This is a genomic window from Vibrio sp. D173a (assembly GCF_030248475.1).
Genome location: NZ_JAHGAH010000059.1, coordinates 1 through 24,255, shown reverse-complemented (window position 1 = coordinate 24,255; position 24,255 = coordinate 1). Strand labels below are relative to the sequence as shown.

At 43.7% G+C, this 24,255-nt stretch carries 17 protein-coding genes and 2 pseudogenes; 7 read left to right on the top strand and 12 right to left on the bottom strand.

Features of this window, described 5'->3' with window-relative positions; all coding sequences use genetic code 11:
• Positions 1-11: 11 nt before the first annotated feature.
• From KIV40_RS06900 to KIV40_RS06855, 10 genes and pseudogenes are all read right to left on the bottom strand, one after another.
• Positions 12-929: a dienelactone hydrolase family protein gene (locus KIV40_RS06900; protein ID WP_285348416.1), complete on the bottom strand. Its 918-nt coding sequence runs from the start codon at positions 927-929 to the stop codon at positions 12-14.
• Positions 930-1,193: 264 nt separating this feature from the next.
• Positions 1,194-1,331: pseudogene (locus KIV40_RS06895) on the bottom strand (glycosyl transferase); the annotation flags it as partial.
• A gap of 271 nt (positions 1,332-1,602) precedes the next feature.
• A pseudogene (locus KIV40_RS06890) lies at positions 1,603-2,037 on the bottom strand (GNAT family N-acetyltransferase).
• A gap of 899 nt (positions 2,038-2,936) precedes the next feature.
• The gene (locus KIV40_RS06885) at positions 2,937-4,118 is read right to left on the bottom strand and encodes an AAA family ATPase (RefSeq protein WP_285348415.1); all 1,182 of its coding nucleotides are present in this window, start codon (positions 4,116-4,118) and stop codon (positions 2,937-2,939) included.
• A 153-nt stretch (positions 4,119-4,271) separates the two neighbouring features.
• Positions 4,272-5,114, bottom strand: coding sequence for a siderophore-iron reductase FhuF (gene fhuF / locus KIV40_RS06880; protein WP_285348414.1), 843 nt, complete (start codon positions 5,112-5,114; stop codon positions 4,272-4,274).
• A 43-nt stretch (positions 5,115-5,157) separates the two neighbouring features.
• Entirely contained in the window at positions 5,158-5,970 is an 813-nt protein-coding gene (locus KIV40_RS06875; protein WP_285348413.1) for an energy transducer TonB, read from the bottom strand.
• A 9-nt stretch (positions 5,971-5,979) separates the two neighbouring features.
• Entirely contained in the window at positions 5,980-6,396 is a 417-nt protein-coding gene (locus tag KIV40_RS06870) for a biopolymer transporter ExbD (protein ID WP_285348412.1), read from the bottom strand.
• Complete coding sequence (locus tag KIV40_RS06865; RefSeq protein WP_285348411.1) at positions 6,389-7,006, bottom strand: MotA/TolQ/ExbB proton channel family protein; 618 nt, start codon at positions 7,004-7,006, stop codon at positions 6,389-6,391. The genes KIV40_RS06870 and KIV40_RS06865 overlap by 8 nt, the downstream gene beginning before the upstream one ends.
• Positions 6,996-7,997 (bottom strand): putative transporter, encoded by a 1,002-nt coding sequence (locus KIV40_RS06860; RefSeq protein WP_285348410.1) that lies wholly within the window; start codon positions 7,995-7,997, stop codon positions 6,996-6,998. The genes KIV40_RS06865 and KIV40_RS06860 overlap by 11 nt, the downstream gene beginning before the upstream one ends.
• A gap of 3 nt (positions 7,998-8,000) precedes the next feature.
• The gene (locus KIV40_RS06855; protein ID WP_285348409.1) at positions 8,001-10,754 is read right to left on the bottom strand and encodes an insulinase family protein; all 2,754 of its coding nucleotides are present in this window, start codon (positions 10,752-10,754) and stop codon (positions 8,001-8,003) included.
• A gap of 458 nt (positions 10,755-11,212) precedes the next feature.
• Between KIV40_RS06855 and KIV40_RS06850 the strand changes: the two genes are divergently transcribed.
• The 7 genes from KIV40_RS06850 (at position 11,213) to KIV40_RS06820 (ending at position 21,624) form a co-directional block, all read left to right on the top strand.
• Positions 11,213-13,678, top strand: coding sequence for a TonB-dependent receptor domain-containing protein (locus KIV40_RS06850; RefSeq protein ID WP_285348408.1), 2,466 nt, complete (start codon positions 11,213-11,215; stop codon positions 13,676-13,678).
• Between the two features lie 922 nt (positions 13,679-14,600).
• Entirely contained in the window at positions 14,601-14,741 is a 141-nt protein-coding gene (locus KIV40_RS06845; RefSeq protein WP_285348407.1) for a hypothetical protein, read from the top strand.
• Positions 14,742-14,961: 220 nt separating this feature from the next.
• Positions 14,962-16,218 (top strand): aromatic amino acid transport family protein, encoded by a 1,257-nt coding sequence (locus KIV40_RS06840; protein WP_012129212.1) that lies wholly within the window; start codon positions 14,962-14,964, stop codon positions 16,216-16,218.
• A gap of 615 nt (positions 16,219-16,833) precedes the next feature.
• A complete protein-coding gene (locus KIV40_RS06835) occupies positions 16,834-18,786 on the top strand; it encodes a diguanylate cyclase (protein ID WP_285348406.1) in 1,953 nt (650 codons plus the stop codon).
• Positions 18,787-18,795: 9 nt separating this feature from the next.
• Positions 18,796-19,131 carry a hypothetical protein gene (locus KIV40_RS06830; RefSeq protein ID WP_012129209.1) on the top strand — a complete coding sequence of 112 codons (336 nt, stop codon included), beginning with the start codon at positions 18,796-18,798 and terminating at the stop codon, positions 19,129-19,131.
• A 255-nt stretch (positions 19,132-19,386) separates the two neighbouring features.
• On the top strand, positions 19,387-21,165 hold the full coding sequence (locus tag KIV40_RS06825) for a S8 family peptidase (RefSeq protein WP_285348405.1): 1,779 nt from the start codon (positions 19,387-19,389) through the stop codon (positions 21,163-21,165).
• Between the two features lie 12 nt (positions 21,166-21,177).
• Positions 21,178-21,624, top strand: coding sequence for a hypothetical protein (locus KIV40_RS06820; protein WP_012129207.1), 447 nt, complete (start codon positions 21,178-21,180; stop codon positions 21,622-21,624).
• A gap of 106 nt (positions 21,625-21,730) precedes the next feature.
• On the opposite strand, the gene KIV40_RS06815 is transcribed toward KIV40_RS06820, so the two are convergent.
• Positions 21,731-23,020: an alkaline phosphatase gene (locus KIV40_RS06815; protein ID WP_285348403.1), complete on the bottom strand. Its 1,290-nt coding sequence runs from the start codon at positions 23,018-23,020 to the stop codon at positions 21,731-21,733.
• A gap of 132 nt (positions 23,021-23,152) precedes the next feature.
• Entirely contained in the window at positions 23,153-24,082 is a 930-nt protein-coding gene (locus KIV40_RS06810; protein WP_285348402.1) for an SRPBCC family protein, read from the bottom strand.
• Positions 24,083-24,255 lie beyond the last annotated feature (173 nt).

Here is a 24,255-nt window from a genome sequence, read left to right as displayed (position 1 = left end):
GTTGAAGCGTTTTAACTAGAGGCGAGATGTTCTTTGAAGAAGTCTAATGTGCGTTCCCAAGCGATCGCAGCCTCTTCTGGTGCGTAGCGCGCTGTTGAGTCGTTATGGAAGCCGTGATTGACGTTCTCATACATTAACGCTCGATATTGCGCATCTGTCGCGATCAATTGCTGCTCATAAGCAGGCCAAGTGTCGTTAACACGCTTGTCGAGCCCTGCAAAGTGAATCATCAATGGCCCTTTGACTTGCTTTTGGATCTCTTGCGCCGCAGGTGTTCCATAGAAAGGTACACCTGCATCAAGCTCATCGGGCATAACCGCTGCAAGCATATTGACAATGTAACCACCGAAGCAGAACCCGACCGCCCCCAACTTACCGTTCCCATCCTCATGCTGTTTGATGAAATTGGCCGCCGCAATAAAGTCTTGCTCAATCTTAGTTCTATCCATATCTTTCTGCATGGCGCGACCCTCATCATCATTCCCCGGATAACCACCAAGTGGGTATAGGGCATCTGGGGCAAAAGCAATAAAGCCGTCTTTCGCGAGTCGCCTAGCCACGTCTTTGATATAAGGGTTCAATCCACGATTTTCATGAATCACTAACACCGTCGGTGATTTTAAGGTCTTCCTCTGGGGCATCACCAAATAGCCGCGCCCTTCCCCATGCCCGTTTGGAGATGGGAAGGTTTCGTAGGTTGCTTTGATGTCAGGATCGTTAAATGAAACTTGTTCTGCCAGTGCGTAATCCGGGGTTAACGCATCAACCAGTGCTGTCATGCTAAAGCCAAGCACAGCAAAACCACCTAGCCTATTAAGAAACTCACGGCGCGAGATTTTTCCGTGGGCGTATTCGTCGTACCAATCGAAGGCTTCTTGCGGGATAGGATGAGAAGCCTTTTGTTTGGTAGTGGTATGCTTTATAACCATTATCCATGTCCTCTACGTCTTACCATATGTTTATTTCAAACTCTCAGCGGCGAAACGAAGTCGGACGCCACTGATTATTGAACAGTGGTTCCACCACTGATACGGAACGCGGCGGTGAAACACATCACTGGTGAGCTAGGATCTTTTACCTTCTTCAAACAATAGATAATGGATTCAGATTCAACAACTTTCCATCGTTGGGTGTACATTCATTGTCAATAGTACGTTATTGCTGCCCGCAATGGCTTGCCTGCAAGAAAAGGCGTGATAGCCATGCATCAACACTTTATGACCATTATCGGCAAAGATCTTCGCTGCCAGTAGTTGCCAAGGTTGGCCTGTTACCTCACGTTTACCTGCACAAAATGGCCAATCAAGATCTGCACCAATAGCAGGAATCCTCTTAACATACTGAGCTACTTACGAAAAAAAACCTCTCCCGAAACGAGAGAGGCTGCATTGCCTATAAAAGCTCAAAAAGTAATACCCTTTCCGCTTAACCGCCTGCTAAGGAAAAGCGGCGCATCGAGTGAACGATGAACATAATCTACATTGCAAACCCGATGCCAATTTTATATTGCCAAACATTTCAATGACTAAGAAAAAACAAGCTTTAGCTTTATAATTGGCAATGCACTGATTAGGTGCGAGTTTGAATCACAGAAGTGCAAGATTAACGGGCTAGTGCCATGACCAGTCTCGATTCTCCATCACCGAAATAATCTACTTCTTTTTCCACAACCTTAAAGCCTAACGAAGTATACAACTTGTAAGCCGGCGCATTGTTTGGGTCGACAGTTAACTTAACGATAGAACCGGAACTTGCTTTTGCGATTACATTCTCCACAAGCGAACGAGCAATCCCCTTTCCTCGATGCTGACTATCTACCGCAAGTGACAAGATCCAGTGGGTGTTTTGTTCATCACTTTGTGCCATCAAAACATAGCCTGTGACTTGCTCGTTTTGTTTAGAAACCACCAATCCCTAATGCCAGCAATCAAATGCTTGTCTGAAGAAGAATCGTGGATATGCATGATGCCCAAACAGCATGTGTTCGAGCTCGTATAGTACAACTAAATCTTGTTTTTTTGCTGAGGTGATCTTCATTGTGGTCTCTTCTTACGGCATGACGAACGAAATATAGTGGCGAAATGAGACGGAACCTATCGATTCCATGAACTTCTTTCAATTTTATTGATAGTCGTACTTCTAAATTGAGGTATTGTGCACGACTTTCCATAAAAACCCTTCCATACAAACATCGTTAAACATGAGCAACAACGCTCATTTTGCTAGGCGAAACATCATGGCAATGAAGAGCTCGCGTTTACGTTAGCGCTTCGATTTAGTTGTCAGAATTAAAGTAGATAATGTCGATGTCTGGATTAGAGCAAATCAGCCCTTTGCTCGATTATAAAAATAAAAAATGGTGGCAGTTTTTAGGCATTCAAATCCTAATTTTTTTGCGCAATACAAGTTAGCTATAGCCTCTCCAATTTCTATGTGAATGCGCAAGATCGCGTTCACGTACTTTCTTTTACGGCTTCTATCGTTGTTACAGATACGCTTGGATACAACTTTAGGGTAATACCCACGATCATCACGAGTTTGCTGTTTTACTACACCATTTGCTCTAAACGCTCAGTAGGATATTGCTCTGCATGGTTGGTATGGGATTGGGTAAGTTTGGACTGATTCGCCCTATGTAGTTGGTGCTGCAACATTGCTGATCTGTGTTTTTAGCATCATTAATCGTTTTAATGCCGAACTGCTTTCACGTGAACAAGTCTATGCGATGCCTCTGGTGTTGTACGTTCTCACCGTGCTCACTAGAACCAACGCTACCCAAACTCAATGGTTTAGGCCACCAAGGTAGCGCTCAGCTAATGAAGCAACTCAGACAGTTTAATGTATTACTCTGGCAACTGTACCTATAACCTTTCTAACTAACCAAGACATTTCGTTAGCTTCCCTAATACTTCATATATGGTGGGTACTCAGGTGAACTAGTTCGCCCATTTCCATAACGGCTTATCAAGTATACCCTGCCCCGGAATACAAGTTTCGCCTAACTGCTTATCTAAAAAGATAGAGTTGCACTCAGGATGCTCTTCTAACGTTTCCACTAAGCGAGATGCATGAGAAACAACCCAAACTTGCCCCGCTTCAGAAGCCTTAATGATCAGTCGCCCTAAAGCTGGGAGTAAATCAGGGTGCAAGCTGGTTTCCGGCTCATTCAATACCAACAAAGAGGGTGGCCTTGGCGTCAGTAGCGCAGCAACAAGCAGTAGGTAACGAAGAGTCCCATCCGAAAGCTCAGAGACTTTGAGTGGTCTTAGCAACCCTTCTTGGAAGAACAACAATGAAAAACGGTTGTCTTCGCCTTTAGTGATTGAGATTGTCGCTCCAGGGAAAGCATCATCAATCGTAGCAGCGAGCGCTTCTCGATCGCCAATTTCATAAATGGTTCTCAATGCAGCAAGCAACCCATGACCTTCATGATCAAGCACTGGCGTAAAGGTACCAATTCTTGACTGACGAATGGGTGAATCGACATCAGTACGAAACTGATCGTAGAAACGCCAACGCTTTATTTGTTCTCTCACTCGGAAAATTTCAGGTGCGCTGCTCGGGTCTGCAAGCTCCCTAAGAATACTATCGAACGTTGAAAGGTGATCGGCATGCACGCGCCAGGAACGACCGTCGCGTATTTTGACTATTGGGCCTTGTCTGTCCACCAAACAACTTGCAGGCCGGTATGACGAGCCCACCCAAATACACTCTCTGCGAATAACTGGATCAAACTGGAATAGCGTCTGATCTGGATTATCACTATCATCAGGAGATGGCAGCCCTAGAGAAATACTGTAACTGAACTCATCACCAGAGAAGCCAAATTCCAACCGAGTCGGCTTTCGCTTTTTGTAAGCCCCTTGAATCGGCGCTATACCTTGGATCATCTCCCGCGATAGTTGCTCTGGCCCCGCCCAAAATATAGACTCTAGTCCACCGCTTTGAGCCAATGCAGAAATCAAGTTTCCGTCTGCGGTTTCACTGAGCAGCTTGAGGGCTTTATACAGGTTTGATTTACCGCTACCGTTAGCCCCCGTCACCACATTTAGACTTGATAACGGAGCAACGATTTCTTTGAGTGAGCGATAGTTTTTGATCGCGAATGCTTCAATCACAGGAGTTCCTCGAAGATGACAAAAACGCAGTGTCGTTATTAGTTTATACAAGCATAACTGTATCACAGTCCTCAGTACAAAAATCGAACTAATCGTCTGATTAAATGAGATTATTTACTGAACATAGAATTCAAGTCGAGTATGCGATTTACATTAACTGGCGTACTTTGCTTGAAAAAACTGTTGCTGTTCTTCTGAGTCCATTAAGTTGCAAGTCTTACACATGCGTACTTTGTTTAGCTTGTACTTCAAACAACATGTCTTTCTTCGAGCAAACAAAGCTTGGCCTTGGTTACTCAATGCGCTTTTTATTTCAACAAGACTATTCTTTTCGCCCAGAAGCGTTATCAACCACCGCTCTACAGTCTGACTCAAATCAGCATCTGACGTATATAGCTTTTTGTCAGACAAGCGGGTGAAGCCTTGAGCCAAAGCATTGCTCATATTTCCCCAAAAGCGTTTTCTATTTACTCGTTGCCCCGCAAAAATAGGTTCTAACTGAGCGCCAATATTGGAGACAACCTCAGCCAGTTTTTTATCTAACTCTTGGTCACTCAAAGCTTGGTTAACTTGGTTTTCTAGCGCAATCGTATTGATTCGGCCATTTGGTTCAATGTTTAGATGAATCGCTTTTGCATCAATATTTGGAACAATACCGTACTTCCATCGCAATGCTACCAAGGTTGGACAAATGAGCTCCACCAACTGCTTTTGCCATAAAGATCCGCAAACCGCAGTCCCTAATTGAGTATGTTCAGCATGAAGAGACATCAGCTGAGAGAAAGATTCATTTAGCCATGTAACTAGGTCAAGGCTTTCGTCACTGCGTAGTTTGAGTTCATGTCGTGCATCAGCCTGTGTTAATTCACTTAACGCCAGATCTAGCGAGCACTGTTTCCTCTCCCCCCATAAAGATTGCAAGAGGTTAAAGTCCGGTCTAGTAAGGCCCGATGAAACCACCTTTAAGGAAGCAGCCTCGATTGATTTGATTTTCATTATAAAACTTAACTTTGTTGTTCACAGGCAAACTGTGAGTAATCTATTTCACACTGTATGAGATATCGATGCTGTATACACGCTGATTCCATGTAACGAAATCGGGCGCAGCAGGAAACGGTTCCGCTTGTCGAACAAGCTTTATTGCGGCTCGGTCAAACTCACGAATACGTGAAGGTTTAGCGATTTCATAATTTTGCACAATCCCGTGCCTATCGAGAGTAAACACCACCACAACCACACCCTGTTTACGACGCGATTTCAGAATTTTTGGCGTAACCTTGTTGGATAGTAGGTGTTGTCGAATTAAGTAGTCAAACTGCGCCTCGTCGGCGATACCGCCAGCTTGATTCCCTGCACCAGTTTCTTTTTGCTGAACGTTTTGTTGTTTCGATCCGTCAACACCTTGCTCCCCAACCTTCTTTTGCGCAAGCAATTCAGGGGAAGGCTGTACCATAAACTCTTGAGGTTTTGGTTCGACTTTATTCTCTTTGGGTTTAGGTTCAACTTTGCGCTCTTTCGTCGGTGGCTTTTCTTTTGGTAAAGCTTTCTTTTGCACCTCTGGTTTCTTTGAAGGTGCTTTTTTAGGAACCGCTTGTTTTATTTGCTCTGGCTCTATAGAAGGCTCTACCGCATCATCGACAGTGTCTAATTTCGGCGTCGCAACGCTTTGCGGTGTCACGACAGTCGCACCCATCATTGCTGCCTGCAAGCCAACGCTAATTCTAAGCATGTCTGTGCTTTTTGCGATGATTGTGTCCTCCTTGGGGGAGAAATAGAGCCAAACAGCTGCACCAAAGTGAAGCACCAATGAAAACCACACGAAGCCCGTGAAGGCGGAGCATCTTACATTCATGCTCTATCCTCACTGTTGTAAAGCTAGATGTGACACATTGAGCTCTAGCTCCTGTAATGCACCAAATAGCCCGACGACTCTTTCCATTGGCACTTGTTTATCACTATGAATGACGACACTCAGTTGGTTTGGATACAACAACTTCTGCTGAGTAAGCTCATCTTTAAGCGCTTCCATCGAAAGCACTCTTGTCTCGTTAACGAACCAAGCCTCATCCCCATCAACGATCCCAATTGAAACCACATTTCTTTGTACGTTCGCAAACGTTGGCTTTTCAACGGCCTTTGGAAGTTCGACCTCCATCGTCAACAAAGGCACGTTGATCATCAACATCATGAACGCGATAATGACAAAAATGACATCTATCATTGGCGTCATAGCATCTTGCAGTGAACTTGATACCTCTTCATCTTCTAAATCAATCATGGTCAGTTTGTTCCAACTGAATACAGTGAGAGAAGTGATTGAGCAAATCAGCGGCTTCCGCCAAATGGATTCGAATTTTGGACTTAATCAAAGCATGACAAAGCACACAAACTACGGCAATCACCATACCAGCAGCTGTCGTTGAAAGAGCCTGCCACAAGCCATCTGCAACAATTGATGGATTTACAGGACCGTCACTCAAACCGATGTCGCGAAATGAACGCATTAAGCCAATGATGGTGCCAAGCAGACCCAACATGGGAGCGAGTGATGCAATCGTCGTCAAACCTGACAGTCGACGTTTTAGCCGATTTGAGTAACGAACCAGCATAATTTTAATCGCCTCATCACGGACATCTTTGGTACTAGATTTATGATGAACCAACTCATCGATCACAAACTGATATCCTGTTCTTGAATTCTTCAAAATGTTCAAAGCACTCTGCATTTCGTGCTTATGCAACGCTTGAAAGATTGCTTGATTGTCGCTTCTTGTAAGGCCTCGCTTCCGCAGCACAACAAACAAACGTTCGAAAACTAACGCTAAGGAAAATACCGAGCACAACACCAAAGGCGCACCCGTCGCGATGCTCCAAGAATCAACTAACATAGTTCACCTCTTGTTTCTCTTCGGCTTGGATATGCTGCTCAAAGGCTTTGAGTCGCTTGTAAACAGAAATCAACTCGACGATGGTGGACCAACTGAACACAAGGTAATGTAAAGATCCCTCCACTTTATTAAAGGCGCGTATAATCTGCTGCATGGTACCAAAGGTAATAAGGCCAGCAATGATGGTTGGCGTTAACATGATGTATGGCATTATTGAAGAGAGCTGCAGGTAGCTCACTTTAAATAAATCAAAATAGAGATAATGACGATACATGGTGACGTAATTGGTACGCACGTGTTGAAACAACTCTTTTACCGATTGTGGTTGAGCACGTTTTTGGTCGTCTTCACCAAGCACTAGCTCTTTACGCAAAGCTGCTTCGGCCTTTTGGTTATTGAACTCCAAGCCTGGTAATTTCACACCGACTAACGCAAGTAATACCGTACCAAACAGAGCAGAAAGAATGGCCACGTAGATAAGAACGTGTTCAACTTCTCCAAAAAATGGCACCGACTTTACTTGTTTACTCAACTCCCATAGAACAGGTTGAAACGCCAATAACGTCATCAATGAACGTAAGAACGATACCCCTAGACGCTCCACGATATTGGCGAAACGCATAGTATCTTCTTGAACACGCTGGGAGGCCCCCTCTATATGACGTACTTTGTCCCAATGTTCCATGTAGTAATGATGCATGGCAGTACGCCAACGGAAAACATAATGGCGCATAAAAAATTCAAGTAAAATAGCAACCGCTATGAAAATCGCCGAAATTTTTAAGAATGTCCATAAATGGCCATATATATCAGCCGCTTGCACTGAGCCTGGGTTCGTCAATGCTTGCTGGATTGCATTATAAAAGTCACCGAACCATTCATTGACTTGTACATCTAGCTGAACCTTGTACCAGGTAGCGAAAAGAATGATCACGCTGCCCAACCAAGACCAAATGTACCAGCGCTTATTTAAGAAAAAACTACGAAACATAAATTAAATACCTTTAGATGACACTGGCGTGCCAATCAAAATTGCTTGCTTAGATAGAGGGAAAATCTGTTCAACGATCTCAGCTAATTTCTGCTCAGTGACTTGCTGCTCTAATGTTTTCATCGACAACAAATAATCTGGGCCATGATATTTTTGGTAACTGAGTGCCAAACGACGCAGCCAAGTATTTGCATCAGAAAGTCTCAGTGATTCTGCGAAATGGATATCGCTTTGAATACGACTATAGTTTTCCAAAGACAACTGCTCTGGGAGGTTTTCCATTACTGTATTGTGAGCAGCAACAAGCATGTCGACTTTCTCTGGTGCAGTCGTAAACTCAGTCGACAAGCGCACCTTATTATCTTTGTTTAACGTCATCTCGAATCGAATCGTGTACACGCCTCCTAATTCATGACGAAGTTTGTTCTTCAGTGCTTTTTGCACAATAGGGTTAAGCGTCGATACAAGGAAGCTCGCTTCTGGAGTCCAAATCATGTCAGCTTCACTTTTGATCGTGACCGTTGATTTATCTTCGTCATAGATAGCTTGCTGTAGTGTGTGATGACCACTCGGCAATACTGGGGAGCGAGCTTCAAAATCGGATTGACGTGGTACCGCTGATAGGTAAGGAAGTACCGAGCTTTCAATTTGTTGCTCTGTCGCCTGTCCAACAATAAATAAGGATACTGGTTGTTGGTTTAGCGCCTCAACAGCTGAAACAAAGCGATTTCTGGTCAGAGTTTCAACCTCACTTGTGGTTGGTGAAACGCCTTTTGGTGTTCCCCACAATTCTGCTCGTTCGATCTCGTAGTCAGTCATAGTATGAACAGAACCGCTAATGGCCTCCTTAGCTTCTTCAAACTGCTCAGCATCGAGCGTCCACCCCGTTTGGGTTATCCAATAAGAACGCATTAATGGCTCTAGTCTTGATGAGTCTACTTTCGCAGATAAATCTAATTGGCTGCCTGTTTGTGCCCAGCTCCAAGTAGCATTATGCTCCTTTTGCCACTGCTGCAGCGATTGGTTAGAAATCATTTTGAAGTCACTTTGTTGCCAAACTTGCTGAGCGGCCTGAAGCAGCCACGGTTGATAGGTAGTACTGTAGTAACCAGCTTTAGATAAGGCCTTAATATAGAGATCACCATCAGAAGTTTTGCGATCTAACCAAATCACTTGGTCACCATTGGCCAACTTCCATTGAACGACTGCTGGTGAGAAGTATTTATGCTTGCTTATTACATGTGGATTTGGAAGTGTCGGTTTGGCAAGTTTAGCAACCTGAGAAGAGTTAATCTTACTCGTACCTTCAATATGTTGAGCCGATTTTGCTTTTGATGCAGAGACCACTTTCATAGCCGCATATTGTTGCGATGAAATCTGTTTTGAAAGTTGTTTGATTTCCTCAATTGAAGGCAATTTGCGCTGTTGCCCACCAGGGATCTGGTAGAACATAAACTGATCAGGCGCACTTAGGACCTGCTTAAGACGCTCGTTAAGTTCTTCAACGGTTAAAGCATCGATCCATCTAAGCGTACGTGCAGATTTTATCTCATAATCTTCTTCCACGCTTCCTTGCATCACCGCAGATGTAAGTTTGTCTTCCCATTTAGCAAAATCACGCTTGGGAATTACTTTTCGGTTTCTTTGAACTGAAGCTCTTGCCTTCTCTTTCATAGCCAGCAAATCTGACTCTCTGATTCCGTTCTGTTTCAGTCGCTCAATTTCTTTCAGAACGACTTGCTGACCTAAAGCATGGTCGGTTGTCTTAGCTGCCATCGCAGCAATAAACCTGTCATTGGTCGGCTCGCTAAAAGAGATGTGAACTGATGAAATCGACGCATCGTACTCAGATTTTGATGCACGAACATAGGGCTTTACTAACTTTCTAATAAAGTAATTTTGCAGTCTTTGGTAGGCACCCGCTTCAGTAATACTTGGCTCCATTTCACTTCTAAAGCCATAAACGACGGCTGAGGTTGTGCCTTTTGGATCTTGAACCTTACCAATCACCAAGCCCTCTTTGAGAGGAAGCTTTACATAATCTCTTTTTGGTACAGGTGCTACGTCTTCAGATCCAAAGGTATTTTCGATAGCTTCGATGAGTTGGCGATTATCAAAATAACCACTCGCGACCAACGTCATATTGCCCGGCACGTAATATTTAGAATAGAAAGATCGAATATCGTCAATCTCTACATCTAAGATATCTTCCTTAGTACCAATAGTCGGACGATCTACATAACGAGAGCCATTTCTAACCACTTGCTTTTTAGCCGTATTGACTCGCTCTGCAACGCCAGCACCTCTTCGCATCTCTTCAAGTATGACTCCACGTTCAACCTGCCAGTCTTGGTCGTTCATTTTTGCACCAAAGGCTAAGTCACTCAGTAACTTAACAGATTGCTGAGCATCTAATGAGTCATTAGGACGTGTCCTCACCATGTACTGCGTTTCAGTTTGGCGAGTCATAGCATTGATTTGAGTACCAGTCCTCCAGCCTAATTGATCGAACATACGGTGCATGTCAATGCTGTGTGCACGATTCGAGCGAAACACCATGTGCTCAACTATATGAGCCATACCACGATGCTCGTCATCAACAGAACCTGCATTAACGATTAAACGAAGATTGAAAGGGTCTTTTGGTGATTGGCTGTTATGAAAAACATACTGAAAGCCATTATTCAAATAGCCGTGACTGAGGTTTGAACTCCATTGAATTTCTTTCGCGAAAGCTTCTGTACTTGTTAAAACCATAAAGAATGTAACAACAAAGCTAAAAAAGCATTTACTAATACACATAATACTAACATAACACCATAATGAATAAAAAATCACCCACAATAAGAGAAGCACTTGATAATAGTTATTAACAACATTCTCATTAAGGGTTGAAATCGATTCGAAGACTACTATATTATGCGCGGCATATTCAAGACTAATACTGAAAAAGACCATGATTTCTCAATGGAGATCTCATTCAAACATATCTTTAAAGTATGCAGAAATCGCCACAAAGATGCTTAACACCCCAATTTGTATACAATTTTACTGATAATATAGTATTTTATCCATGTATTATGAGGATTGATTTTTAAAATAATTATCAATACGATTAATAGTTCCGCTAGTAACGGGATCAGAAGAGAGCAGTCAAATGACTCGCAAAAAGTCATCTCTTGAATCTTTAAACAAAAACAAAAGAACCGAAAAAAATGAATAAGTATTTACTCTCACTGGCAACATTGTCAGCTTTAGGGAGCCCAATCAGCTACGCCAATGAACCAGTTGATCTTGGGGATATTGAAATATCGGGTGGAAATAGCAGTAACGACTCAGCTGTAAACTCTGATGGTATTTATGAAAGCTATGACCCGATTGACTCAGGTACATCGGTGATGAGTGAAACCAGTGTCCAGAACAATAAATCGGGTGGTATTGATACAACAGATTTACTGAAATCGTCACCATACGTTCAGATGGACAACAGTTTAGACGACGCCACTCAAGAAAATATCCAGTCTATTCGCCCACAAAACTTCTCGATTTCAGGCGGTAACTATTACGACAACAACATCCAGATAGATGGTGTCTCGGCTACATCTATCCATGATGTCACCGACCCGAGTGGTGGAGATTTAGATTGGAACAATGTTGTAGGACAAACGAGTCAAAGCCTTTATGTAACCCCCGATCTGATTGGCTCTGTTGAGATCATGGACTCCAACATCTCAGCGGAGCATGGCGACTTTGTGGGCGGTGTTGTGAACTATGAGATTCGCAAGCCTAAAAAGGAGTTTGGCTTCAGCTTGAGCACCAGTTTCCAAAACGACAGTATGGTAGAATACCACAAGCCTACCGAAATCGATCCTGATGATGATCCAATCGCACCACCAGAGTTCACTAAACAACAAACTACCGTCAGCTTTGATCTGCCACTGACAGAGAAGCTTAGTGTTCTCGCCTCCTACAGCAAAAGTACGTCTGAAGTCGAATATACACAAGATGAAGAGTACGGTGGTACAACTGGCAACAATGGTGATACTTCTGAAAACTTCCTATTAAAAGGGGTTTATGAATATCGAGATAACCTCACCTTTGAAGGCCAGATCATTCATAGCCCTTACGAAAGTGAACGCGATTTACCGAATGCTCGTAATGACCTGACCATAAGCAACTCGTCAGGCACACAAGGTTATTTGAGTGCGACTGGTTTTTCCGGAGCGACAGATTGGAACACCAAAATTTCTGTCTTACATAACGACGCATCACGAACGTCAAATAGTGAACGATACCAAATGGATGGAGAGTTCTTGGACTGGTGTAATACCACTTCAAACTGTAACGATGGTGGTATCGGCGACTTAGAACAGTTGCAGACCGATTACGCCTGGACTACCTCGTTCTCAACCATGCTTGACCAAGGTACGCTAAATTACGGTAGCGAAATAAAATACACCGATGCAGGTAAATCTCGACCAGAGGACGTGTATTACTACTACAACATTAAAAAGTCTGGAACTGATGATTTCGTTTGTGATCCTAACGATCAATCTTGTACGCCGGACATGGCTAACTGGAAATATTTGAAATATGACGCATTCGATGCCGATGTCGGTGTATACAGCCATGCACTTTGGGCAGAATATCTGACTCAATTTGGCCCCGTAGAAATGAGAGCCGGTACGCGCTACTCATACGATGACTTTATGGAAAACCATAACCTTGCACCGCGTTTAACTGCGAGCTGGGAGTTTACCGAAGAGACATACCTAACCGTTGGTGCAAACCGTTACTATGCCAACAAGATGATTGGGTACGCGATCAAAGAGCAAACACCTGCGCACACCTGTTATCAACGTGATATGAAAGACACCAGTGATGGCGATTGGGGTGGCGTACCTGGTGATTGGTATGAATGTTCAAGCCAGCCAAGTGTTGACAACTACAGTGATTCTGACCTAGACACACCATACAGTGACGAACTGACACTAGCGATTACCATCCCTACTTTCTTAGATGGTAATGCACGCTTCAAAACCGTTTATCGTCAAAACCGCTCACAGTTTGCTAAAAGTGATGAGCTAACGGATGCGAATGGTGATGACTACTATGAAATGACAAATAACGGAGAGAGCGATTACTACGGTTACTCAATAGAGTGGTCAGGTAATTATAAAAAGCACTTCTTCAACGTCAACGCAACTTGGTCTGAAACCAAGAACAATGGATTAGTCGACTATACAGCTGACCCGGAGGATGAGACTGAGCTTGTTTATTACAATGGTCAAATCATGACGATGGCTGATATGTATGAGGATGACGCTCGTCAAAACTATGCCGCACCATTTAGAGCATCAGCCTCATGGTCAGCACTATGGTTTGATGACGTGCTAATGACTAACGCAACAATTTACTACCGTGGTAAGTACGAATATCTTACAGACACTAAAGATAACTACACCGACACTGATGGCAGTAAGTACGATATTTACGACATCGAGGAGATGAAAGCAAAAACCACTGTTGACTTAAATGCGACTTATAGCTTCCTGAAATATAAACAACACAACGCTTCAATTGACCTACGAATCAAGAACCTATTCGATGAAGTTAACGGAAGCGAATCTAATTACCAGATTGGACGCTCTTTCTGGATCGGCTTGAATTACTCAATGTAGTTATTTAAGTAACAGCCCCAATGTAAACCTGTATCATGGGATATGGTGAGAAACTACAAGATTCAGCTCTGTAGTTTCTCATCATTAGATCTTCATTACCAAAAAGTAGCTTTTAAGGTAATAGTTTGTAAAAGTAAAACAGCTGTTTCTTCCTGAAATATCGATCATTGTTAGCTTAAGTTAAGCTCCGGATTGAATAATTAGCCCTTACTTTGTCACCAATATCTTGCCTCCAATACTGAGCATTTAAAACGTACCTATTTATCTCCGATTGTCAGCGGCTTGCTAAGTAATACTTCGAGCCTACCTGATATGGACGCTGAGTTAGAAACCCTTATCGCTCTGTTAGATCATTTTTACTTTTACTTGTTCTTTGATGATCAAGCGATAAGCTTGGTAAAACGTATAATACGGTGTGTTTCGTTTTACAGAGACGAAAGCCTCGATCCATTACTTTCTAAACTGTGCGAACAACAAGGTCACGAACATTGCTGTGTGAACTGAATTACTCAGGAGCAAGAGCAAAAGAATACTCTTGATTAATTAAATTGAATTCAGCAGTGTTTTCGTAAAAACGAGTTAGAACTCTACTGCGAGCCTTACTGCGCACTTAGCGAGGTACACCAAGTAGCGAAGTTTGAGATACTTTTACCTCCTAGACCCAGCGGAGTTACGTTGGTGTCACCAGGAGAGTTCTTTCCGCTGATTATCGAATTTGGTTTACGACTTGAACTGGATAACTGGTGAATTGAGCACACCTTTCTCTCACTAAAAGCACAAACTCCCGATCAGCGTTCAGTCGGTCGTTGCTCTATAAGTCTGACGACAAAAGGGCTCAACTATCTGACTTGACGACTTCGATACAGGGTAAGCGAGCTTTGACTATTTGCGTCCAAGCCATTAGCCAAGGAGCATTAGCCACATGACTGTTGCTGAATTTGTAGAGACAGAAGATCATATAAAGACATTAAGAGCATTAAATATCCAGTTTGCTCAAGGGTTTGGCGTTTCTAAACCGATTCCGCTCTCTGAACACCTTACAATGTTATCGAACAAAGCTTAACCACAACATCTAAAACCATAAAATCATAAAACTTCGCAATATTATTTCAACTCACACACACCAAACTGAAACTAAATATCGCTTTTTTCAAATTTTCATGGTTCGATAGTTTACACCACCACCTTTTCACTAGCACGATTCACCACAAACTCGATGTGATAACAATCACTAAAACATATACCATCCGCGCGATTATTATTTTTATAAAAGCGAGTTTTAAGTGAAAGAATCTCGAGATACGTTAAATTTTAGTGAATTAAACACCACAAATACTTGGACAAAGCACGATACACACTGGCTATTAAGCTTGTTTGGTACTGCTGTTGGTGCGGGTATTCTATTTTTGCCGATTAACCTTGGTATTGGCGGCTTTTGGCCTCTAGTTGTGATGGCCGTTCTTGCATACCCAATGACTTACTTAGCTCACCGTGGTCTTGCCCGATTTGTCCTGTCCTCAAAGATCAAGAACGCTGATTTTACCGATGTGGTAGAAGAACACTTTGGCGCGAAAGCGGGTCGTTCAATTTCGCTGCTATACTTCCTCTCTATCTTCCCAATCCTCCTAATCTATGGCGTTGGCATTACCAATACTGTCGACAGCTTTATGGTCAATCAAGCGGGTATGGAGCCTTTACCGCGTGCCCTACTGTCTGGCGTATTAGTGTTTAGCTTAATTGCTATCATGATGGCGGGTGAAAAAGTAATGCTGCGTGCCTTTGCCATCATGGTTTATCCGTTGGTGGCGATTCTGGCGTTTCTATCATTCTACTTAATGCCAAACTGGAGCATGCCAGTAATGGACGCGCCAGAAATGTCGTCTTTTGCAAGCACCATGTGGTTGGCGATTCCTGTCGTCATTTTTTCTTTCAGCCACGCGGCAGCAATCTCAAGCTTTGCCAATGTTCAACGTCGTCACTACGGTGAGGCAGCGGATGCGAAGTCTGAGCTTATTTTACGTCGCACTAGCATCATGCTGATCGCTTTTGTGCTGTTGTTTGTCTTCTCTTGCGTGCTTGCGCTATCTCCGCAGCAGCTGGCAGAAGCAAAAGAGCAAAACGTATCTGTGTTGTCTTACTTAGCAAACGCTACGGACAATCCTTTTATTGCAACGTTAGGTCCACTTGTCGCATTTGTCGCGATCACCTCTTCTTTCCTTGGTCACTTCCTTGGTGCACGTGAAAGCTTGAATGGTTTGATCACTAAGCATTCTGATATGCCAAAGCAACGCGTAGATCGCATCAGTGTTGTTGTACTGTTTGTGTCTATTTGGATTGCTGCGATCATGAACCCTAGCATCTTGGGGATGATGGAAGCCCTGTCGGGACCTGTCATCGCAATGATCTTGTTCATTATGCCAATGCTAGCGGTATACAAAGTAAAAGGACTGCAGAAGTATCGTGGAAAAGCATCGACCTACTTTGTACTTATGACGGGAGTTATCGCAGTAAGTGCGTTGGTTTTTAGCTTGTTGAGTTAAGAATAGAGACTTAGATAGGATTTTCAGGGGAATACCTTATTTTTTGTTAAGGTAATTCCCTGAATTTTGACATATTTTCTTAGCTGTACTGATGAACTACCGTCTTATTACATAAGAGTGAAAACACCTGCGATCATAAGTACTGAAGCGATACAAGTACGACCGATAATACCAAAGCGAGAAGGTTGAATCATTTCGTTGTGCATAGGCAATCTCCTTTTTAGTTGGAACAGCCAGTTTTTCATGGCTTAATAACACTATGTCTAAAAAGATGTTTTTTCACAAGACATACCAATATTAAATATTTATGACAGCTAAATGAAATTTTAGAGATTGAAGGATTTTTTACGAGCTGTTACCCCATCGTTTATCCTCTTTATGAACAGAGTTACCTACTCATCTTTCCCCTACTCTATTGTTAAGATTTTTATGGCAACAACCTTTAACGAGAAAAGCTGAAAGACATCCGTCCAACCGTGTATTTTTGAGCAATTTGTATTAAAAACGCCGGTATTTCAGTGGCCTATTTTCACTCATTGAACAGTTACTTTTAATGTACAGATAAAACAACTAAATCTGTGGTTATTCATAGATGAGAAATGATAGACTTCTTGCGTGTTTCACTTTGAAGAGTTCGCTTTTATCAACCGTCTAAAGCTTATACCGTTTAAAACGTTACGGTATCTATTTCCGATTGTGTTTGGCGCGATGTGTTCAACCAGCAGTTTCTCTGCAGACCACGCGAACAAAGAAAGTTACCTCAGACACCATATCTCGATAAAAGACGACCCGATGTTGGAATTTTATTTCGACTCTATCGGTAAGCCTCGCTCAATCAAATCAAACGACTTCACATTACCCGCGGACGCCTCTCCGGATTCACAAGCACTTTATTACTTCGCCCGTATTTATCTTGAGCGTTACGAAGGCGTTCCAATTCCAGAGCTCCCTGACCTTGTTGAATTCGGAAAACAACATGATTTGCCTTGGGTGATTGCAGAAGCAAAGTTAAACCAAGCCGTCGAACTGATAGAAGCAGACGAAGTTTGGCAAGGCGAGCTTCTTCTGCACGATGTCATCAATATCTCTCGCCAGATTGGCTATAACTCTCTTCAAGGTCGAGCTTACCGCTGGCTTGGGAATGCAGAGGTTCAACGCGCTCAAGTACAAACCGGTTTAAAACGTTATCGAACCGCTTATGATTTGCTGGAAGGATCTGAGTTTGAAATCCAGATTGCGATGACACTCAACAACATCGCTTCACTTTATATGGAACTGTCGGACTGGGATCGGGCAAAAACCTATCTCGACCAAGCAATTAATGGCTACTTAAACAGCGATGATAAGTATGACAACAGCTTGTTCCTTGCCATCATGTATGCGAACTTAAGTGTCATTAACTATGGCATGGAAAAGTACGAAGAATCAGAACGTTACTTCGAGCAAGCAGCACAACTTTCCATGGCAACGGGCTCAGTCAGAATTAAGCATAACTCCGTTTCTAACTTATCCCAACTTCTTAGCACACTGGGTAAGATGGAAGAATCTTATCAACTTGCACAGACATGTTTAGAACTTCCGAACCCGCAAAACTTAAAAGGCCTAAAAGCCGCCTGCCACGAAGCTTTTGCCGAAGCCTACCTTAAGGATGGGAAGTATGAGCAAGCAATTGAGAGTGCAAAAACTGCATTAGAAGACCTAAGTGAAACGGCAAGTGCAGAGACTAAGCAGCAAATGGACCTGTATTTAGTACTCGCTCGCGCCAACCAAGAATTAAAACAATTTGAAAAAGCATTCGATAATTTGGGCCGTTTACGTAATTTAAAAAAAAGCTTTGATAGCCATGTTCATGGCGATGAGATGATCAATATCAAACTCGACTTAGAGGCGAAGCTGGCTCAGAAAGAATTGACCCTGCTCGAAGCGAAGAATGCGCTCCAAGCTTCTGAGCTTGAATCCCAACGCTATCGCGAAATCTTCTACTTCCTTATTGCGGCCGCTATCGGTTTTTGGCTTTTCCGTTACATTCGTCAAATGAACAAGATCAACGAAGAGTTGGCGCAGCAAAATACCACTGACCCGCTAACGAAGGTGCATAATCGTCGCTATCTGCCTAGTTGGCTGGATCAAATGGCGCGTCGAAGCCCTGCTCGTAAGTTTGCCCTTGCCGTTATTGACATTGACCATTTCAAAGCCTTCAATGACCAGTATGGCCATGACCTAGGCGATAAAATGCTGTTGCACGTTGCACGTATTCTCGACGAGGCGACACGCGCCGGAGACTTACTCGTCCGTTGGGGTGGCGAAGAGTTTGTGCTGCTGTTCGAAATTAGACACGCTGATGACTGTGCAAAAACGTTAGATCGTTTGAGACTTGCAGTTGAAAACAACAACCTTGAGGTTGACTCTGAATCGCTAGGCGCGACAATCTCACTCGGCGCAGTTAACGAGCTAAGTGCGCAAAGCATCAAACAGGAGTGGGATCAATGGTTCTTTGCCGCTGACCAAGCTCTGTACGATGCCAAACAATCTGGTCGAAACCAGTACCAAATTCACTCGACGTCATAGAAAAACACAATGAAAAAAACATGGATTCTCGCTGCACTGTCGCCATTAGTATTGGCCGCGTGCAGCAATCAGCAAGCCGCGCAATTAGGAATGAGAAGCAGCAGTGTTAATGTGTACGCTCAGCAGATGAGCAACATGCAGTTATGTGAAACCCTGTATTACAACCGCGCATCAAATCAAACCCGCGTGGCAATAGGTGCCGAATTCAACCGTCGCGGTTTGAACAAGCGTTGGTGTGATAAGGAGTATAAGAAGTTTTATGTAGAAAAAGTGGTTGACGGTCTGCTGTCTCGTAAAGAACAAGCCCCGACAGAACCTGCGGCAACCATACAACCTGCCATATAAATCATCCCATTCCATAAAAAGCAGAAAAATTCTCTAGTTTTTCTGCTTTTTAAACATGCAATCTTTCCTGCAAATATCTAGATTCTAATGTGACTTCAACCACTTATCGTCAAGAAAATGTCGTGCGTCGAAAAACAAAAGTAAATAAGATGTAAACAGTTTTCGTTTCCATTCTAAGCCGCTAGCTTTGTTTAGACCTGTTTAAAGGAGTATCGAACAGGGACAAAAATTCCAAACAAAGACATGAGGTCACAAATGGAAACACGCATTAATCGCCTATTCGCTGCAATGTTAGCAGTAGGCCTTTCTCCTGCCGTCTCGGCTTATGATCCGCTCTACTCAGAGCAATGGCACCTAGACAACACAGGCCAAACTGCATTTGCAGCAAATCCTGCCGTTACGGGTAATGACTTGAACACCAAACTAACACAAGCGATGGGCATTGCTGGTGTTGGTGTAAAAGTTGCCGTTATTGACTCTGGCGTACAGATCGATCACCCAGACCTTGCAGGTAACGTAGTCACAGGTAGTAGAAACTTCGTTGAAGACTCTTCATTCCCAGCCGATTACCCAGTTGATACAAATGGCCACGGTACCGCTGTTGCTGGCCTAATCAGTGCGGTTGGTAATAACGGTGAAGGCGTTCGCGGCGTAGCTTCTCGCTCTTCTCTAATGGGCTTTAACTGGCTCGCAAACCAAACGCTGGAAGGCTGGTTGATTTCTCACGGCATGGACGCTGCAACCAGCGATGTTCGCGTTTTCAACCAAAGTTATGGTTTTAGCCCAATCTACCCTATTCCATTCGACGAGAACGACCCGCAGTTCAAGCTCGAAATGGATGTAATGAAAGACGTCAGCGAGCGTAATGCTTGGGGTCGTGGTGCTGTCTTCGTTAAATCTGCTGGTAATGGTTACCGCTACTTCAACACTGGCCGTTTCTTCGTGCTTCCTAGCGACTTCTTCGCAGGCGGTGGCAACAAAGGCCTACCAATGCATAACGCAGCACAGTCTTACGACAATGCGAGTTACTATAACCTTGTAACCAGCGCACTTCGTGCTGACGGAACTCGTGCAAGCTACTCATCCGTTGGTGCTAACGTGTGGGTCGCAGCACCAGCAGGTGAATACGGTCAAGACTTCCCAGCAATGGTCACGACAGACTTAGTAGGCTGTGAAGAAGGTCAAAACACCAGTGCAGATTTAGGTATTAACGGCCTTCACGGCGGTACTGAGCAAGATCCGAACTGTAACTACACCAGCACAATGAATGGTACGTCTTCAGCGGCGCCAAACACCTCTGGTGCAATTGCGGCGATTATGTCAACCAACCATGCGCTGACCGCTCGTGATGTCCGTGCGTTACTAGCAGAAACAGCAAGCGTAACCGACAAAGACCACTCAGGTGTTCAACTTGAGTTCGTTAATAGCCAAGGAGACTTGGTCAGCTACGAAGCGATTTCACCATGGCAGACAAACGCAGCTGGCGTTGACTTCCATACCTTCTATGGTTTTGGCGCAGTTAACCTAGATGAAGCGATGAAACGTGCTCGTATGACAAACAATGTTCTACCTGCACAAGTTATTACACCTTGGGCAAGCAATGCGACGGAAGTGAGGGTTCCAGACGCAAGCTTGGCGGGTGGTTCTTCAGCGATTGCTATTACCGATGACATTACTGTTGAGTCAGTACAAGTGAAACTTACACTTGAACACTCGCGTCTACCAGATTTGGCAATTGAGCTGATTTCTCCATCAGGTACACGTTCAGTTCTGCAAACACCGCGTAATGGTCTCGTTGGTCAATCTCTTGATCCAACAGTAGCGGGTTATGAAAACCAGTTGATGCTTTCTAACCAATTCTACGGTGAAAACGCGAAAGGCGAATGGACACTACGAGCGATCGATACCAACGGCGATGAAGTGTTCTCATTCATTGCATATTTCAATTCTTCAGCTATCTATGATGTACCGATGGCTAACAACGCAAAACCAGGTGTTATCAAAAACTGGTCTATGCGTATCTTCGGTCACTAAGGAGTCATTCACATGAAATTTATGACATTTTCTATTCTGGCTCTATCGACAATGGCAGCGGCTGTACAAGCAGAGCAACAATTGGCTCAGCAACCTACACCTGAACTGTTTGTCGCATCTGATGCCGTGCAAATTAACGGCCAAGATTACCGTAAGCTTTCTGTTGATAGCCTTGCCGAAGCGGCAGAGCTACACGCTGGTGATGAAGTGTTTAAGAATGCGTTTAGTAACGTATCTAAAGCAACGGGCCTTATCTTTGTTACGGTGAAAAACCCAGCCGATGCTAAGGCAGTAGCTAAAGAGCTCAAACTTGACGTCGTCTTTGCACAGGGTGAATCAGCCGTATTCAAAGCTGCGGAAGGTCAAGATCTACTGGGTATCAGCGATTACCTAAATGCTGACAGTCGCGTAAAAGCGTCTAAAATTGAACTAAACAGCGGTAAATACCGTGCACAATAATTCTCTAACAAGAGAAGTTGGCCTATAAAAAATGCCTCAGCACATGCTGAGGCATTTTCTTTTCGCTTACGAGAAGCGGACAGTTTTAATCTATTGAGTTGAGAGCCTACTGAATAAAACTGATTAACTTCTTCGCGATGTCAGTGTTATTTTGCGAACCAACAAACTTATCCGCACCTTGCCCATAAGCAAACACTTGGACGTCAACTGCAGTATGGCCTTTTGTCGTCCAACCAGTGTAGCTCTTCTCATTAATGATCGCTTTCACTTCCTTGTAGAGGGCTTTAGCTGGCTCTTCACTCAATTTAGCGTATGCCAGCTTTCGACCTTGATCTTTAGATAATGACCAATCGACCGACTCATCCCATGTCGCGATCATGTCATGGGATTGCGCAAGAGACATCGCTAAAGGCCATGCTGTTTTGTGAACACCCTTAATCACCTCAGTGTCCCACTGATACTGCCCATTCGCACCAATTGTTAAGCCGCCAGTTGAGTGATCAGCGGTGATCACCAATAAAGTATCAGGGTGAGCATCGACATACGCTTTAGCCAATTCAATTGACTTAGCAAAATCATTCATCTCCGCCATCGCACACGCAATATCGTTCGCATGCCCACACCAGTCGATCTGGCTACCTTCAATCATCACGAAGAAGCCATTGTCTTGACGTTGTAATAGAGAAAGCGCTTTGTTGGTCATCTCTTCTAGGCGAGTGGGGTTTTCATCTAGTGCGAACGGAAATGCCTTATCCGCGAACAAGCCTAAGGCGGGTAAAGTTTGTAGTGCAGGAAGCTCACCAAAGTCGGCAACGTATTGGTAGCCTTGCTGCTTGAACTCGTCAACTAAATTACGGTCTTCACGCTCGAAATAGCGAACACCACCGCCCAAGAGTAGATCGACTGGTAATTTCTCACCCACTTTATTGTCGATGTAATCATTGGCGATATCGTCATAGTTTCGGCGAGATTCATTATGAGCGGCAAAACTTGCAGGCGTTGCGTGGTTAATTTGCGATGTGGCCACCAAACCTGTGGTCATGCCCTTCTCTTTCGCCATCTCTAACATCGTTTTGATCGGCTTCTTATCCGTATCCACCGCGATAGCACCATTGTAGCTTTTGATACCGGTACTCAGAGCGGTAGCACTTGCAGCACTGTCAGTAACGTAAGTCGCATCATCAGGATACGTCTTCGCCATACCAACCAAAATAGAATCAAAAACCGTCGGCTCTATTTCATCTGTGTTTGGATCATCATGATAATAGCGATAAGCGGTCGTAAAGGCTGGCCCCATGCCATCACCGATCATATAGATAATGCTCTTCGGCGCGTCACCTGCGTAAGAATGGGTCGCCAAGAGGCTCGCGGTAATTAGGGAGTATTTAAGTCTCATATCTCATCCATGACATAGTGCGATGGCACCATAAAGGCACACATCAACTTGAGTATCGTTCTAATTTGTATGCCAATACTATCATGCACTTAGGATGAAAAATGGCGTTGCTTCATAGTTTTACAACGCACATCATTTCTTGAACACAATAACCTCAGTCAACAAGTCTGCTTTATCAGTGTCATTCGGGTTATTAAGGTAGCGTTCAATGCCCAGTGGTTTGGTCTTCACTTTGATGCCATTGTGCCGAGTAAGCTTCATCGCATACGACCACGCATTCCCCAAAAATTGATACTCTCCCTTGTGTTCAATCACATAGGTGTCACTTTCGGAAATAGTTCCGGCAACAAACTCACCAGTCGCGACAACGCCAGCTTTGACAGGCAAACAAGTAATGAACTCAAAGTATCCTTGCTTCATATCCATGGATAGGTAGTAGCAAAATAGCTCACCAGTGACAGGCAGGTTTTCTTGCTCTGCCATCTCATACAATCGCGCCAAATGCGATTGCATCATGGGGCCAAGATCAGGAATCGTACCCGCACCGGATAATCCAATGTAGCTGACTTCATTTTGTTTTCGGGAACCCAAATCAGTGAGCAGGGATAACACTTGCCCTGTTTCCAACTGGCTTTTCAACATACGTAAGCCACGGTCATAATCCATCTCGATCATGGACTTAAACACGTTTTTTAGAAAGAATAAGAACCAAGGTACACGTGATTGCATTAACCACTCGACGGTACAACCAGCTTGTGACGGCGTCACGATTAAAGTAACTTTCGCATGAGTTTTTAAAGGCCGAAAGAAGTGAAGCTCCATGTCCAATCGATGCTCTTGAGTACTTTCGAGAACCATGGCACCAGTACCAATTCGTTTTCCGTTCCATTGATACCCTGCCCCTACCACACCTTGCTCATCACTGTAACTTAGCTCACAGTCAGGCTCGAGAATGATCCACGGCGACCACTCAGGCCAACGAGTACAATCTTTTAGGTAGTTGATGATTTCACTTTGTGTTCTTTCTATCTCGATACTTCGATTGGCCTGATATGAGAGCATAACCACTCCTCTGAATTCACTTTGACTCTTTTGAGTCTAATCGATATCGAATTTATTTCTTGTTTCACTGACAGTTAGATGCAAAAAAGCCAGAGTATGTTCTCTAATGCCGTTCACTTAAGGTGATCGGCATTGTTTTTTCTAGGGTATCGGCTTGGCTTTTTCTTAACGAC

Coding starts and splice junctions, on each gene's coding strand:
- KIV40_RS06825 (WP_285348405.1), top strand. CDS start 19,387: ATGGAAACACGCATTAATCGCCTATTCGCTGCAATGTTAGCAGTAGGC.
- KIV40_RS06900 (WP_285348416.1), bottom strand. CDS start 929: ATGGTTATAAAGCATACCACTACCAAACAAAAGGCTTCTCATCCTATC.
- KIV40_RS06865 (WP_285348411.1), bottom strand. CDS start 7,006: ATGTTAGTTGATTCTTGGAGCATCGCGACGGGTGCGCCTTTGGTGTTG.
- KIV40_RS06830 (WP_012129209.1), top strand. CDS start 18,796: ATGAAAAAAACATGGATTCTCGCTGCACTGTCGCCATTAGTATTGGCC.
- fhuF (WP_285348414.1), bottom strand. CDS start 5,114: ATGAAAATCAAATCAATCGAGGCTGCTTCCTTAAAGGTGGTTTCATCG.
- KIV40_RS06860 (WP_285348410.1), bottom strand. CDS start 7,997: ATGTTTCGTAGTTTTTTCTTAAATAAGCGCTGGTACATTTGGTCTTGG.
- KIV40_RS06870 (WP_285348412.1), bottom strand. CDS start 6,396: ATGATTGATTTAGAAGATGAAGAGGTATCAAGTTCACTGCAAGATGCT.
- KIV40_RS06855 (WP_285348409.1), bottom strand. CDS start 10,754: ATGGTTTTAACAAGTACAGAAGCTTTCGCGAAAGAAATTCAATGGAGT.
- KIV40_RS06850 (WP_285348408.1), top strand. CDS start 11,213: ATGAATAAGTATTTACTCTCACTGGCAACATTGTCAGCTTTAGGGAGC.
- KIV40_RS06810 (WP_285348402.1), bottom strand. CDS start 24,082: ATGCTCTCATATCAGGCCAATCGAAGTATCGAGATAGAAAGAACACAA.
- KIV40_RS06815 (WP_285348403.1), bottom strand. CDS start 23,020: ATGAGACTTAAATACTCCCTAATTACCGCGAGCCTCTTGGCGACCCAT.
- KIV40_RS06875 (WP_285348413.1), bottom strand. CDS start 5,970: ATGAATGTAAGATGCTCCGCCTTCACGGGCTTCGTGTGGTTTTCATTG.
- KIV40_RS06845 (WP_285348407.1), top strand. CDS start 14,601: ATGACTGTTGCTGAATTTGTAGAGACAGAAGATCATATAAAGACATTA.
- KIV40_RS06820 (WP_012129207.1), top strand. CDS start 21,178: ATGAAATTTATGACATTTTCTATTCTGGCTCTATCGACAATGGCAGCG.